The sequence below is a fragment of the Maritimibacter sp. HL-12 genome (assembly GCF_900177545.1).
Taxonomy (GTDB): Bacteria; Pseudomonadota; Alphaproteobacteria; order Rhodobacterales; family Rhodobacteraceae; genus Sinisalibacter.
In genome coordinates, this window is the sequence record NZ_FXBQ01000001.1 from 868,397 (window position 1) to 881,895 (window position 13,499).

The following is a 13,499-nucleotide window of genomic DNA, read 5'->3' on the forward strand; positions in this document are numbered from 1 at the left end:
TTGCAGGCCCAGATTGGCAGCAGACCGTGTGCATTGGCACCCGGCGATGCAGACAGAAAGCGGGGGCGATCGTGCCAATGTCTTCCGCGCCGGGTGAAACCTTCGCCCTTTTATGGCAGTCTCGGGGTCATGACAGAGAGGAACGACATACTGGATGTCGCGATCGTTCTCGTCAATGAAGGCTACGCTTCAACCGCCGTCGGCCCAATCGAAGTCTTCGCCTCGGCCGGAACGATGTGGAACGAGATGTGCGGGTCCGATCCGGAGCCGCGATTTCGCGTCACGACCGCGTCGATCGACGGGAAGCCGGTGCAAAGCGCATACGGCCTGCACATCGCGCCCGACCGGGCAATCGGAAATCTCGGGCCGGTCGACCTTGTCATGGTGTCGGCCTCGGGGCCGGTGCCGGCCGAATGGATGTCGCGGCACTCTGCGCTTCCGCCCTGGCTGTCGGAGCGATACCGGAGCGGAACGCGGATCGCCGGGGTCTGTTCCGGCGTCGCGTTCCTTGCCGAGGCAGGGCTGCTCGACGGTCGCCGCGCCACCACCCATTGGGGTGTCGCAGAAGGGTTCCGGCAACGCTATCCCGATGTCGACTGGCAGACCGACCTGCTCATCACCGAGGATGCGGGGATCTATTGTGGCGGTGGCGTCAACGCCGCGAGCGACCTGAGCTTGCATCTCGTCGAAAAGCTTTGCGGCCGCGATGTTGCCGTCAAGGTAGCGAAGTCCCTTCTTCTCGACATGCCCCGGCCGAGCCAGTCCGGCTATGCCCTGCTGCCGATCGCGCGCCCCCATGACGACAGACAGATCCAGGACATCGAGCACCATCTCGGCGTGCATTTCGCGCGTGATCTTCGGATCGAAGACCTTGCCGACATCGCCGGCATGAGTCCGCGCAACTTCGTGCGCCGGTTCAAGGAGGCAACCGGCCACATGCCCGGTGCCTATCTTCAGATGCTTCGCATCGCCGCCGCTCGAACCATGCTCGAGGACGGCGCGCCGTCGATCGAGCGGGTCGGGCGGGCGGTCGGCTACGATGACGCGGCGTTCTTTCGTCGCATCTTCAAGCGCTACAGCGGCACGAGCCCGTCCGCCTACCGAGCCCGCTTTCGTCCGTGGCGGACCTGAGCCCGACCCGCGACAGGGATGGCGGCCCGCGGCCGCGAACCGGACAGGGTCGGCCCGCCCGTCGCCAGCGTGACAGCGGTATGGAACCCGTCCGGCACGGTGTAGAAAGACCGGTCGTGGCGGTCGAGAGAGAAACCCTGCAGGGGTTCTTGGGCATCGAAACGCTTGCGGTCCCCACACACAAGGGTGTCGTCGCGGTAAACGAGGGTCTGCGCCATGCCGGTGTCATCAGAGGCCGCTGGTTGAAGCCGAAGCTGCTGTTGATATGGGCGCGCGAACCCGAGGGCATCTAGAGCGTGTGCATGGTCATGCCGAAATCACCCTCCGGGCCGCCCTCGGGGGGTGAACATGCTCAAACTTTCGAGGTGAAGCCCTGCCCCCGCACAGCTTCGCCGTGCTCGTCCAGTGAAGGTGCCGTCTTGTCGATCGCGAGTGCGCTGCGGGAAAACAGGATCGGTGTTCGGAGCCCTTCGACGCCGCCCGGCTTGATGCGCATCCCGCGCGCCTCTATCTGCGGATCGTCCAAGATTTCGGCGATGGAATTGATCGGCCCTGCCGGCACCTTCACCACGTCGAGCGCCGCGAGGAGCGCCGCCTTCGTCCAGCGGCGTGTTTCGGCCGACAGCAAGGGGATCAGCTTGTCGCGATTGGCGACCCGAACGCGATTGGTGGCGAAGTCGGGATCGCTCGCCAGCTCGGGGCGGGCGAGAACGTCGCACAAGTTGCGGTATTGCCTATCGTTTCCGACGGCGATGATGATACTGCCGTCCGACACCGGGACAACCTGGTAGGGCACAATGTTGGGGTGCTGATTGCCAATCCGGCCCGGTGCATCGCCGGTCGCGAAATAGTTCATCGCCTGGTTGGCGAGCATCGCCGCCGCGCTGTCGAGCAAGGCGATATCGACCTGTTGGCCCATCCCTGTGCGGTCACGCTCGCGCAGCGCCGACAGCACGCCGATAACGGCGTAGAGCCCCGAGAAAAGATCGGTTACCGCAACGCCAACGCGCTGCGGATCGCCTTCGGGCTCGCCGGTGATCGACATCAGCCCCGACATGCCTTGAATAAGGTAATCGTATCCGGCCCGATCGGCATAGGGACCGGTCTGGCCGAACCCGGTGATCGAGCAATAGACTAGGCGCGGATTGATCTTGGCAAGGGCCTCGTAGTCGAGCGCATATTTCGCGAGGCCGCCGAACTTGAAATTCTCGATCAGCACATCTGCCTCGACGGCAAGGCTGCGGACGAAATCCCGCCCCTCCGGAGTGGTGAAATCCGCCACCACGGATTTCTTGCCGCGGTTCGCCGCGTAGTAATAGGCCGCCGACCGATCGTCTTCTCGCGCGATGAAGGGCGGACCCCAGGTGCGGGTATCATCACCGCCCGGCGCTTCGACCTTGATCACCTCGGCACCGAGATCGGCGAAGGTCTGGCCGGCGAAGGGGCCTGCCAGAATCCGGCTCAGATCGAGCACGCGGATGCCTTCGAGCGGTGCGCCCATCAGAAGAACGCCTGCAACCCGGTCTGCGCCCGTCCGAGGATGAGGGCATGCACATCGTGCGTACCCTCATACGTGTTGACCGTCTCGAGGTTCGCCATGTGCCGGAATATTCCGTATTCTTCCTGAATGCCGTTGCCGCCGTGCATGTCGCGAGCGTGACGGGCGATGTCGAGTGCCTTGCCGCAGTTGTTGCGCTTGATCATCGAGATCATTTCGGGCGCGGCCTGCCCTGCATCCATCAGCCGGCCCACACGCAGCGCAGCCTGAAGGCCAAGAGCGATCTCGGTTTGCATATTGGCAAGCTTTTTCTGGAATAGCTGGGTTTGCGCGAGCGGTTTACCGAACTGCTTGCGGTCGAGCCCGTATTGGCGAGCGCGGTGCCAGCAATCTTCGGCCGCGCCCATCACACCCCAGGCAATGCCGTAGCGGGCGCGGTTGAGGCACCCGAAGGGGCCCTTCAACCCCTCCACGTTAGGCAGGAGCGCTTCTTCGCCGACCTCGACACCATCGAGCACGATTTCGCCGGTGACGGAGGCGCGCAAGCTCAACTTGCCACCGATCCTGGGTGCCGAGAGGCCCTTCATGCCTTTTTCCAGCACGAAGCCCCGGATCTTGCCGCCGTGAGCGGCAGACTTGGCCCAGACCACGAAGACATCTGCGATCGGGCTGTTGGAAATCCACGTCTTCGATCCGGTAAGCCGATAGCCACCGTCGATCTTCTCGGCGCGGGTCTTCATGCCGCCGGGGTCGGACCCCGCATCGGGCTCGGTGAGGCCAAAGCACCCGATGAATTCGCCGTTGGAGAGGCCGGGGAGGTATTTCCACCGCTGCTCTTCGGACCCGTAAGCATGGATCGGATACATCACGAGGCTCGATTGCACCGACATCATCGAACGATAGCCGGAATCGACCCGTTCGATTTCGCGCGCGACGAGGCCATAGGTGACGTAGCCCGCACCCAGCCCGCCGAATTGCTCGGGGATGGTCACGCCGAGCAAGCCCATCTCGCCCATCTCGCGGAAGATTTCAGGTTCGATCTGCTCTTCGCGATAGGCGGCGCGGACACGTCTTTGCAAACGGTCCTGTGCATAGGCCCGGGCACTCGCGGCGATCATGCGCTCGTCTTCGGTCAGTTGATCGTCAAGGCGAAACGGGTCCGCCCAGTCAAACGCGGAAAGCTCGGGGCCATAGCCCTTTTCTTGCGCCATGTTATCCTCCCTGCCCCGCGCTCAGGCGGTGATATCGACTTCAAGATCGAGGAACGGCGCATATTGCTGCGCTCCGAAGATGTCACCATCGCCGGCGCTTCCGCTCGGTCGGACCCGCAGGATGGTGAACTTGATCGCGTTCGCCGGGTCGTATTCGACGAAATCGGTCAGCCGGTCCGGGTCGATCCCGAGCACCTTGCACACGCTTTCGCGGGTGAGGGCCTTTGAGCGCTTCACCAGCTCGTAGGTGTCTTTCTCGCGAAAGATGATGTCGAAGGTGATCTTGTCGGTCCCGGCATTCTTCGAACGGATCGTCTTGGCCAGGTCGGCGAGTTTCTTGGGCGTGTTCATGTCTGTCCTCAGCCGATGGTTGCCGTATGGGTGGGAAAAAGCTCCAGCGGATCATCCACGGCCATGGTGTGGTTGATGGTCCAGCGGTAAGCCGGGCTCGCCTTCATGACCTCGTCGAAAATGAAGGAAACGCCTCCCGCGGTGCCTTTCACGTCGGGCAGTCGGGCGTAGAACAACTGGCGGGTACCGGTCATTGTCACCTCTTCGGCCATCTCCTGGGTTGGCGCGACGCCCTGGACGACGATGCACAGCTCGTGCGATGGCCGGTCCTTCAGAGGCTCCATGTCGCCCATGATGCCGTTGCGGCCAAAGACGTTGTAATGAAGTTCCCAGCCCTCCTTGCCGAAGCGTTCTTCGGTCTGGGTGCGGGCCCATGCGATGACGTCATCCACATGCGCGATCGTGTAGGGGTCGCGGATCCCGGCCATGCCGACAAAGCGCTCACCGATCTTGCCCGAACCTTCGAGCTTCACCCGGAATTCCTCGGCCGGCACGAATTCCATGCCGGTTACGCGGGTGGTCTTCTCCGACGCCTGATCGTAGAGGCAATTCGTCATGTCGAGCATGCCACCGGCCACGAATTCGTGGAACGGGTTCGAACGCTCATACATGGCATGGCCCGCGACCGAGGCGATCGTGCAGCGCTGCCAGGGCGCCATGGCGGTGACATTGACCGCATCGGGGGTGATTTCGCCCAGCACCGTCTCTTTCGCGCCGTAGGGTTCCGCACAGAAGGACGCACATTCGAGCACCTTGCCGAGGTAGTAGGATTGAGCTTCGGGAAAGCCCCTGTGCATCGCCGCCGACGCAAAGATCGCGCTGTCGGACGAACGCCCGCCGATGATCACGTCGCACCCTGCTTCGAGGAGTTCCAGGTAGGGGTGCACGCCAGCCATGGCGACGATACGGTCGGTCGCGTCGAGTTCTGCCTCCGTAAGGGCTTCACGCACGTCGAGGCCGTGCACCGCTGATCCGGAACGGATCTTGCCTCGGACGAGTTCCTTGTCGACCTCCGAGTAGAACCAGCCGATCTTGAAGGGTGGAAGTTCGTGCTCGGCCGCGATCTCCCTGATCATGTCGACATACATATCGACCCGACTGTTGGTGCCGGTATCGCCCGCCGAGCCGATCATCATCGGAACTCCGGTCTTGCGCGCGGCAAGCAGCATCGCTTCCAGGTCGTGCCTCTGCCAGGCCTTGGGGCTTGCGCAGGTGTCACTGCCCAGCGGCACTGGGCCAATATCGTCGCTTCCGGAGTCCGCAGCGATGAAATCCGGCCTTGCGGCAACCCCGAGGCGGAAGCTCTCCGTCTTGAGCGGCGCGAAGCCGAGATGCCCGTTGGGGCAGATGATCTTCAGGGATTGCATGTGGTCCTCGCGAGAATTGGCGTCTGACAGATTTAGATGCATTTTTCATGCCAACACCTTCAAAGCAATCAACCCATTGTTATGTATTGGACAAATCAGAGTGCGAGAACATCGCAAACGAGGTTTGCGCCTTCTTCACGCGTTGATGTGGGGTTTTCACGCTGGTCAGAGACCGAGCTTCTGCATCTGGTGGCGTAGGGCGTGGCGGCTGATGCCAAGAGCCTTGGCAGCATCCTGAACGTTGCCATTCGCCTCGGTCAGAGCCCTTGCGACGAGTTTGCGTTGAAAGTCTGCCGTGGCCTCATGGAAGTTGCCTGCCGCTGATTGAAGCTTGCCCGGACCGGCCACCCGCGCCTCGGTCCCACCGGCACGGACGGTGCGAATGATCCGGTCGGGCAGGTGTTTCGGCAATACGATATCTTCATCTTCGAGGATGAAGATCCGCTCGAGCAGGTTTTCAAGCTCTCGCACATTGCCGGGCCAGTCGTAGCGCAGAAAAATCCCTGTTACCTCGTCGGAAAGGCCGCGGATATTGCGATTGTAGATCGTGTTGTAACGGGCGATGAAATGCCGCGACAGCGTGAGCACGTCATCGCCCCGGTCACGCAGCGCCGGGATGTTGATGGCGACGACCTGAAGCCGGTAATACAGATCTTCGCGGAATGCGCCGGCATTGACCTCCGAAAGGAGGATCTTGTTCGTCGCTGCGATGAACCGTGCTTCCACGGTGGTGCTCCGCACCGCACCGACACGCCGGAACTGGTGGGTGTCGAGCAGGCTCAGCAACTTGGCTTGAAGCGTGAGATCCATCTCGCGGATCTCGTCAAGAAAAACCGTTCCGTGGTTCGCCGCTTCGATGAGGCCGAGCTTGCGGTCAACCGCCCCGGTGAAAGCGCCTTTCTCGTGGCCGAACAATTCCGACTCGAGCAGGCTCGCCGGGATGGCGGCACAGTTGATATCAACGAATTCCTTGTCTTTCCGCGATGAAAGGCCGTGTATCAAGCGTGCGACGAGCCCTTTGCCGGTGCCGGTCTCGCCATAAATCAGAACCGTGCGCGCCGGACTGGTGGCAACACGACTGATAAGTCGGTTCAGGTCAACGATGCTGGGATGATCGCCGACAAGCTCGTTTTTGTAGTCTGCCATGTCCCGTCCCATATCCCGGCTCCGAGCTTATTTTGGGAGGGAGTATCTTAGCCACCGCCCGGCACAGGGATTGCCTTCACTGAAGGTCAGCACTCCGAGCCTACACGAATAAATCGCGGTGGAAAGGGTCTGGCTGGCCTCGCCCGCGGCATGCTGGCAGAGCGGCGCGGCGGCTTCTTCGGTGTCTGGGTGGGTGGCCATGAGGCGGGCCGCGGTTGGCGTGTTCCAGTCCTGATGCGGCAGCTTCTCACCGAGGTAGCGGAACCGGTCGCGCGAGTTCTGCGCGATCCGGTCATCACCCGGTGCAAGTGTGTCGGCGGCCAGTTCGGGCGATACATAGTGATTTGTGCGCCATACGGGAGCGTCCGTCACCGACACGGTTTCGCGTGCCCCCAGTTCAACGGCCGCGACCGCGCCGCCCTTGTCGGCAAGCACCAGTGTGCCGCCGCCGGCATGGGACACACCTCGGATGAAATCGAGCGCCTCGGCCACGTCGGCGCACTTCGAGAGCAGGCGCGACATCAGGAAATAGCGCAGCCAGCCCACGCGGTGGGTGCGCACCGAAACCTGGGTATCGACGACGGCAAGGCCGCAGGCGTTCATGCCGCTGGAATAGGCGCCCGGGCTGCCCAAGCTGCCAACGGCAAGCCATGAGCCGGTCTTCACATCCGGCCCGGAATGACGCGCAACGTGCTGGATCCCCAGGTGCGCTCCGGAATAGTCGCGGTTCTTGACCGCGAGCGGCCCCTCGGGGCCATCGCTCACCGCCCAGGCGCTGCAACCATCCTCAAGCACCGCGCCGCCCGTGAAGTCGCGCAGGGTGCCAAGGTGAAGATGCACGAACAAGGCGTCGAGCGGCAGCTCGAAAGCTTCGGCGATGCCGCTCAGCTCGGCCATGCCCGACGGATCGTGAGCCTCGTGAAACGCGCGTTGAGCGGCGAGGTAAGCAAGGGCGCTCTGATCGAGGAGCCCCTCTTCCCGGGCGAGCGCCACGCGACCCACCGTCGCCTCCCGCACGCGGGCCGCCTCCGCGCGCCGGCCTTGGGCCTGCCCCCGCCCGCGCGCCTCCGGCGTGCCCGCAAGAACCAGCGGGCTGGCGTCGCGGGGACCGATCCCGGCCGGGCTCATGCCGTTTCGAGAAGCGAAAGCTTCTCGTGCAACCGGTGACACGCAGCGCGATGCCCGCCGCCAAGATCCTCCGATATCGGGGCCTCGGAACGACAGCGGTCTACGGCAAGCGGACAGCGGGTGTGGAACTTGCATCCCGACGGCGGATCGAGCGGCGAGGGAAGATCACCGGTCAGGCGCACGCGTTGGGCATGGCCCGGATGGTCGACATCGGGCACCGCCGACATCAGGCTTTGCGTATAGGGATGGCGCGGGGCGGACAGCACCGCGTCGACCGGCCCCATTTCCACGATCTCGCCAAGATACATCACCGCAACCCGGTCGGCGAGGTAGCCAATCACCGAGATATCGTGCGAAATGAACAGGTAGGTCAGCCCCATCTCGCGTTTGAGTTCCAGCAGAAGCTCGATGATCTGGGCCTGGATGGAAACGTCGAGAGCCGACACGGGCTCATCGCAGACAATGAAGTCCGGGTTGGAAATCAAGGCCCGGGCGATTCCGATACGCTGCCTTTGCCCACCCGAAAACTGGTGCGGATATCGATCGAGCTGGTTTGCTTTCAGACCGATCCGCTCGATGATCGCGATCACCTTGGCGCGCAAGTCATCGGCTGAAGTAGCGAGGTCATGCAGCTTGAGCGGCAGCCCCACGATTTCGGCCACCGTCCGGCGCGGATTGAGCGAGGCATAGGGATCCTGAAAGATGATCTGCATCCGGCGACGGATGTCTTTCAACGCCATTGGATCGAGCGTCGTAACCTCCTGGCCGTCGAAGGTCACCCGGCCCGAGGTTGGCTCGTGCAGGCGCAGGATTGCGCGGCCAAGGGTGGATTTTCCGCAGCCGCTTTCTCCGATCAAACCAAGGATTTCGCCCTTCCGAACCTCGAGGCTTACATCACTCACCGCCCGCACCACACTTGGCTTCTCGCGCGCGAGGCGCTGGGCGAGGCTGAGGCGGCCAACATAATGCTTCGTGAGGTTCTCGACTTTCAGAAGCGGTTCGGTGCTCATTGGGTGTCCTCCCCGGCCAGAATGCAGCGCGCCTTGCGGTGCGGGCCAACCTGCCGCACGGCAATTGGCGTCAGGCAGGCATCGGTGCGGTCAGCGCAACGCGAGTAGAAGCGGCATTGCGCGGGCAGATCGATCAGGTCGGGCACCTGCCCCTCGATCGGGTGGATCGGCTGGCCGCGCAGCGCGAGGCGCGGAATCGAGCCAAGCAGACCGCGTGTATAAGGGTGGCTCGGCGACCCGATCACCTCGGTCGTCGGCCCTTCTTCCACCACCTGCCCCGCATACATGACCATGACCCGATCGCAATGCTCGGCCACCACACCGAGATCATGCGTGATCAGAACCACGCTCATCCCGAGTTTCGCGCGAATGTCGGAGATCAACTCCAAAACCTGTGCCTGGATCGTGACATCGAGCGCGGTCGTCGGCTCGTCGGCAATCAGGAGTTTCGGCCGACAGGCAAGTGCAATCGCGATCATGATACGCTGACGCATACCGCCGGAAAACTCATGCGGATACTGCGAAAGCCGACTGTCCGGAGACGGGATGCCCACGAGGCCCAGGATTTCGGCTGAACGCTCGCGGATGGCGCGGGTGCGGGCCCTGCGACCGCGCGGCAGGGTCTCGTCGTGGGCTTCGAGCACTTCGGCCAGTTGAACGCCAACGGTGAGCGCCGGGTTGAGCGCCGTCAGCGCGTCCTGCATCGTCATCGCGATATCGCGCCCGCGCACCGCGCGCAGCTCCTTTTGCGAGAGTTTGCGCAGGTCGCGGCCATCGAAAAGGATCTCGCCCGCGTCGATCCGGCCGGGCGAACGCACCAGTCCCATCACCGAGGCAAAGGTCACGCTCTTGCCAGACCCGGATTCCCCGACGATCCCGAGGCACTCGCCACGGCGAACCTCCACGTCCACGCCATCGACGGCACAGACGGTGCCGGCGCGGGTTTCGAAAACCGTCCGCAGGCCCTTGACGTCAAGCAGCGCGCTCATTCGTGAAACCTCGGGTCAAAGGCATCTCGCAGGCCTTGGCCTGCCACGTTGATCGCGAGCACGAGCAGCAGGATCGCGAGGCCCGGGAATGTGGACACCCACCAGGATTCGAGGATGAAGGCCCGGCCATCGGACACCATCGACCCCCAGGACGCGGTCGGCGGCTGCACGCCAAGCCCGAGGAACGAGAGTGACGCCTCGAGGATGATCACATGCGCCATGCGGATTGTGGACACCACGACCACGGGCGACAGGATATTGGGAAGGATCTCCTTGATCATGATATGCTTGCGCGACGCACCCAGGGCACGCGCTGCCTCGACGTATTCCTGCTCACGCGTCGCGAGGGTTTCGCCCCGGACCACGCGGCAGGGGATCACCCATTCCTTGTACGCCAAGGCGAGAATGATGTTGATCAGACCCGGCCCCATCATGGCCATGAGGCCGATGGCGAAAATCAGGTAGGGAAATCCAAGCAGGATATCGACGAGCCGCGAGATCACCACATCGACCCAGCCGCGCAGGTAGCCTGCTGACAGTCCGGCGATGATCCCGATGGTTGTCGCGACGAGGATCACGGCAGCCCCGATGAAGATCGAGATGCGCGCGCCATAGATGATGCGAGAGAGGATATCGCGCCCGAGTTGGTCGCATCCGAGCAGATAGCTCCACTCTCCCCCCTCGACCCATGCCGGCGGTTGCAACCGGCGGAACAGATCGGTTGTGTTCGGGTCGTGCGGTGCAATCAAGGGCGCGAAGATCGCGAGCAGGATGAACAGAAAGACCACGGCAGTGCTGGCCACGGCAAGCCGGTTGCCCATGAAGTTGCGCAGGTTCTGCTGGAAGATCGTTTCCGGCGGGCGGGAGATTTCCGCGACGTTCGTCATAGCTTAACCTTCGGGTTGAGCACGGTGTAGAGGATGTCGGCGAAGAAGTTCAGCAGCACGTAGGTGACCGCGTAGAGCAGCACGGCGGCCTGAACGAGCGGGTAATTGCGCAGGAAGATGCTCTCCACCACGAGGCGGCCGAGCCCCGGCCAGCCGAATACCGTCTCGACGATCATGTTGCCGCCCAGAAGCGAGCCGGTTTCGATCGCGGCGACAGAGACCGTCGGGATCAGCGCGTTTTTCAGCGCATGGCGAAACAGAACCCGGCGGCGCGAAAGGCCCTTGGCCTCGGCAAAGGTGACGTAATCCTGCTGCAGAACCTCGAGCATCGAGCTGCGCGTGACTCGCATCAGGATTGCCGTCATCGGCAAGCCAAGCGTAATCGCGGGCAATACGATGTGTGACAGAGCATCGAGGAAAGCATCGGGCCGCCCGCGCAGCAGCGTATCGATCAGGAGGAAATGCGTTATCGGCGCGATCTCGCTTGCATATCCGATCCTCCCGGCGACGGGCAGGATGTTCAGGTGCACCGCGAACAACATCAACAAAAGAATGCCGAACCAGAAACCGGGCAGTGATACCCCGAGGAGCGAAATAACCGTGGCGATCCGGTCGAAGATCGAGTTCTTGCGGATCGCCGCGAGCACGCCGAGCGGGATCGAGGTGACCAGCGCGAAGATCAGCGCCACGAGACTTAGTTCGATCGTGGCCGGCAAGCGTTCAGCGATCACCTCCGACACGGGTCGGCGATGGTAGAAGCTTTCGCCGAAGTCGCCCTGAACCGCATTTCCGACGAAGACGAAGAACCGTTCGAGCATCGGACGATCCAGGCCAAGGTCGCGGCGCAGCGCCGACTCCTGTTCGGGTGTGATCGCCTGGTCCCCGATCATGATCTGAACCGGGTCGCCCGGGGTCAGTGCCATCATGATGAACACGATCACACTGACCCCGAGGAGGACGGGCACGAGATGAAGCACCCTTTCGAGAAACTTACCAAAGCCCATGACCGTCCCCTCCGCGAGTATACCCTGGTTCAGTCGACACAGGCATCGTGCAGGTTGATCCGGCTGTCAGCGCTCGGCTTCCAGCCCGAGAGGCGCTTCGACACCCCATAGATATCCTGCGGCACCCAAAGGTAGACGTAGGGCAGATCGCGGTTCACGATCAGCTCAGCCTCGCGATACATCTCGGCGCGCTTTTCAGTGTCGAGTTCAACCGCGGCCGCGTCGAGGAGCGCGTCGAGTTCCGGGTTCGCATAGCCAGCCGAGTTGCCGCGATCATTGGTGCGGTGCGTCGGCGTGAAGATGTCAAACGGATCGAGCGAGCCGTTGCCCCAGGAAGAAAAGTACATGTCGCCGCTCTTCGGCTCACCTTTGGTGCGCCATTTGTTGGACAGTTGCGCGCCCTCGCCCACGGCGACGGATGTCTTGATACCCGCATTGGTGAGCAGTGAGGCAATCGCTTCGGCGGTGTCCTTGAATGCGCCTTCGACGTCCATGGTCACCTCGATGCCGTCCGGGTAGCCGGCCTCGGCCAACAGGGCCTTGGATTTTTCGGGATCGTAGTCGTAGCTCGGCAACTCGCTGGAACCAAAGGCATCGGGCGAGAGGATACCATCGATGCTCGCCGCGTTGCCACCAAGAATACGGTCGATGATCAGATCCTTGTCGATGGCGTGGGCGACGGCCTGGCGCACCTTCGGATCATCGAAGTGCTCACCTTCCATGTTCATCGCGATGAAGAAGCTGCGCGTGCCGTTCACCGTCATGACGTCGGTGTTGGGGTTGTTTTTCACCTGTTCGATCGAAAAGGTCGGAAGCTCGTTTATGATATCGACATCGCCCGACAGAAGCGCGGCAACGCGCGAGGCGGTCTCGGGGATGATCTTGAAGATCACGCGGTCGACGCAGGCCGGGCCGACGGGCTCGATGTCGGTCGCGCCGCCATAGTAGTCGTCGAACCGCTCCATGATGATCGAGTCGCCCTTGCGCCATTCGACGAGCTTGAACGGACCGGTGCCGTTCACCTGCGTCGCGAGGCCTTCTGTGCCGACCTCTTCGACGAAGGCCTTGGAGACGACCTCCTGGAAGGGCAGCATGGCCGGAAGGATGGGCCAAGGCTCCGACAGGTTGATCCGCACGGTATCACCATCGACGATCTCCACCGATTCCAGCGGACCGAGAAGGCTTTTTCGCGGGCTGGTCTGGTCATTGCCCATCGCGCCTTCAACGGTCAGGCGGTCGAGCGTGAACTTGACGTCTTCCGCCGTGAGATCGCTGCCGTCATGGAATTTGATACCGCTGCGGATCTTGAAGTCGTAGACGGAGGGCGAAACCTGGGTAAAGGACTCCGCGATTTCCGGCACCACGTTCATCTCGGAATCGCGCGTGAGGATGCCGTCATACATGTTGCGGATGATTGTTTCGGTTTCGCGCTTGCGATGATTTGCCGGGTCGAGGGTATCTGCATCAAGCGTGAAGCCAATCGTCAGATCGGCGGCATGCACCGCCGGAGCCGCGGTTGCCAAGGCAACCACCGACGCCAGCACTGCGCGGTGTATCTTGTTCATCTAACTGTCTCCCTGTTTTGACTGACGCTGTCGGCGCCTTGTCGACTGTGCCCACCGAAGCGGGCACTTTCTTACATGCAATATTGATGCCATGCGGCTTTGTGAATGTAATCATGGGAATTATTCAGTACTTTCTGTGCTTTACACTGCAGGAATTCGGATCGGCATACTGTCCCGTCGCGCGCCGCGTGAATCTCACGCGCCTTACGGGT

12 protein-coding genes are annotated in these 13,499 nt (G+C 62.4%); 1 reads left to right on the forward strand and 11 read right to left on the reverse strand.

Features of this window, described 5'->3' with window-relative positions; genetic code table 11:
- The first annotated feature begins 33 nt into the window (after nucleotides 1-33).
- The gene (locus tag B9Y97_RS04410; RefSeq protein WP_254900846.1) at nucleotides 34-1,131 is read left to right on the forward strand and encodes a GlxA family transcriptional regulator; all 1,098 of its coding nucleotides are present in this window, start codon (nucleotides 34-36) and stop codon (nucleotides 1,129-1,131) included.
- Between the two features lie 352 nt (nucleotides 1,132-1,483).
- On the opposite strand, the gene B9Y97_RS04415 is transcribed toward B9Y97_RS04410, so the two are convergent.
- From B9Y97_RS04415 to B9Y97_RS04465, 11 genes are all read right to left on the reverse strand, one after another.
- The gene (locus B9Y97_RS04415; protein WP_085525609.1) at nucleotides 1,484-2,632 is read right to left on the reverse strand and encodes a CaiB/BaiF CoA transferase family protein; all 1,149 of its coding nucleotides are present in this window, start codon (nucleotides 2,630-2,632) and stop codon (nucleotides 1,484-1,486) included.
- Nucleotides 2,632-3,840, reverse strand: coding sequence for an acyl-CoA dehydrogenase (locus tag B9Y97_RS04420; RefSeq protein WP_085525610.1), 1,209 nt, complete (start codon nucleotides 3,838-3,840; stop codon nucleotides 2,632-2,634). Before B9Y97_RS04420 ends, B9Y97_RS04415 begins: the two co-directional genes overlap by 1 nt.
- A 21-nt stretch (nucleotides 3,841-3,861) precedes the next feature.
- Nucleotides 3,862-4,191, reverse strand: a complete 330-nt coding sequence (locus B9Y97_RS04425) for a DUF4387 domain-containing protein (RefSeq protein ID WP_085525611.1) — start codon at nucleotides 4,189-4,191, stop codon at nucleotides 3,862-3,864.
- A gap of 8 nt (nucleotides 4,192-4,199) precedes the next feature.
- Complete coding sequence (locus B9Y97_RS04430) at nucleotides 4,200-5,558, reverse strand: acyclic terpene utilization AtuA family protein (RefSeq protein ID WP_085525612.1); 1,359 nt, start codon at nucleotides 5,556-5,558, stop codon at nucleotides 4,200-4,202.
- Between the two features lie 165 nt (nucleotides 5,559-5,723).
- Nucleotides 5,724-6,704 (reverse strand): sigma-54 interaction domain-containing protein, encoded by a 981-nt coding sequence (locus B9Y97_RS04435; RefSeq protein WP_085525613.1) that lies wholly within the window; start codon nucleotides 6,702-6,704, stop codon nucleotides 5,724-5,726.
- A 27-nt stretch (nucleotides 6,705-6,731) separates the two neighbouring features.
- Nucleotides 6,732-7,832 (reverse strand): C45 family autoproteolytic acyltransferase/hydolase, encoded by a 1,101-nt coding sequence (locus tag B9Y97_RS04440; RefSeq protein WP_085525614.1) that lies wholly within the window; start codon nucleotides 7,830-7,832, stop codon nucleotides 6,732-6,734.
- Entirely contained in the window at nucleotides 7,829-8,842 is a 1,014-nt protein-coding gene (locus B9Y97_RS04445) for an ABC transporter ATP-binding protein (protein ID WP_085525615.1), read from the reverse strand. Before B9Y97_RS04445 ends, B9Y97_RS04440 begins: the two co-directional genes overlap by 4 nt.
- On the reverse strand, nucleotides 8,839-9,831 hold the full coding sequence (locus B9Y97_RS04450) for an ABC transporter ATP-binding protein (protein ID WP_085525616.1): 993 nt from the start codon (nucleotides 9,829-9,831) through the stop codon (nucleotides 8,839-8,841). The genes B9Y97_RS04445 and B9Y97_RS04450 overlap by 4 nt, the downstream gene beginning before the upstream one ends.
- Nucleotides 9,828-10,718: an ABC transporter permease gene (locus B9Y97_RS04455; RefSeq protein ID WP_085525617.1), complete on the reverse strand. Its 891-nt coding sequence runs from the start codon at nucleotides 10,716-10,718 to the stop codon at nucleotides 9,828-9,830. Before B9Y97_RS04455 ends, B9Y97_RS04450 begins: the two co-directional genes overlap by 4 nt.
- The gene (locus B9Y97_RS04460) at nucleotides 10,715-11,722 is read right to left on the reverse strand and encodes an ABC transporter permease (protein WP_085525618.1); all 1,008 of its coding nucleotides are present in this window, start codon (nucleotides 11,720-11,722) and stop codon (nucleotides 10,715-10,717) included. Before B9Y97_RS04460 ends, B9Y97_RS04455 begins: the two co-directional genes overlap by 4 nt.
- A gap of 29 nt (nucleotides 11,723-11,751) precedes the next feature.
- Nucleotides 11,752-13,287 carry an ABC transporter substrate-binding protein gene (locus B9Y97_RS04465; RefSeq protein ID WP_085525619.1) on the reverse strand — a complete coding sequence of 512 codons (1,536 nt, stop codon included), beginning with the start codon at nucleotides 13,285-13,287 and terminating at the stop codon, nucleotides 11,752-11,754.
- Nucleotides 13,288-13,499 lie beyond the last annotated feature (212 nt).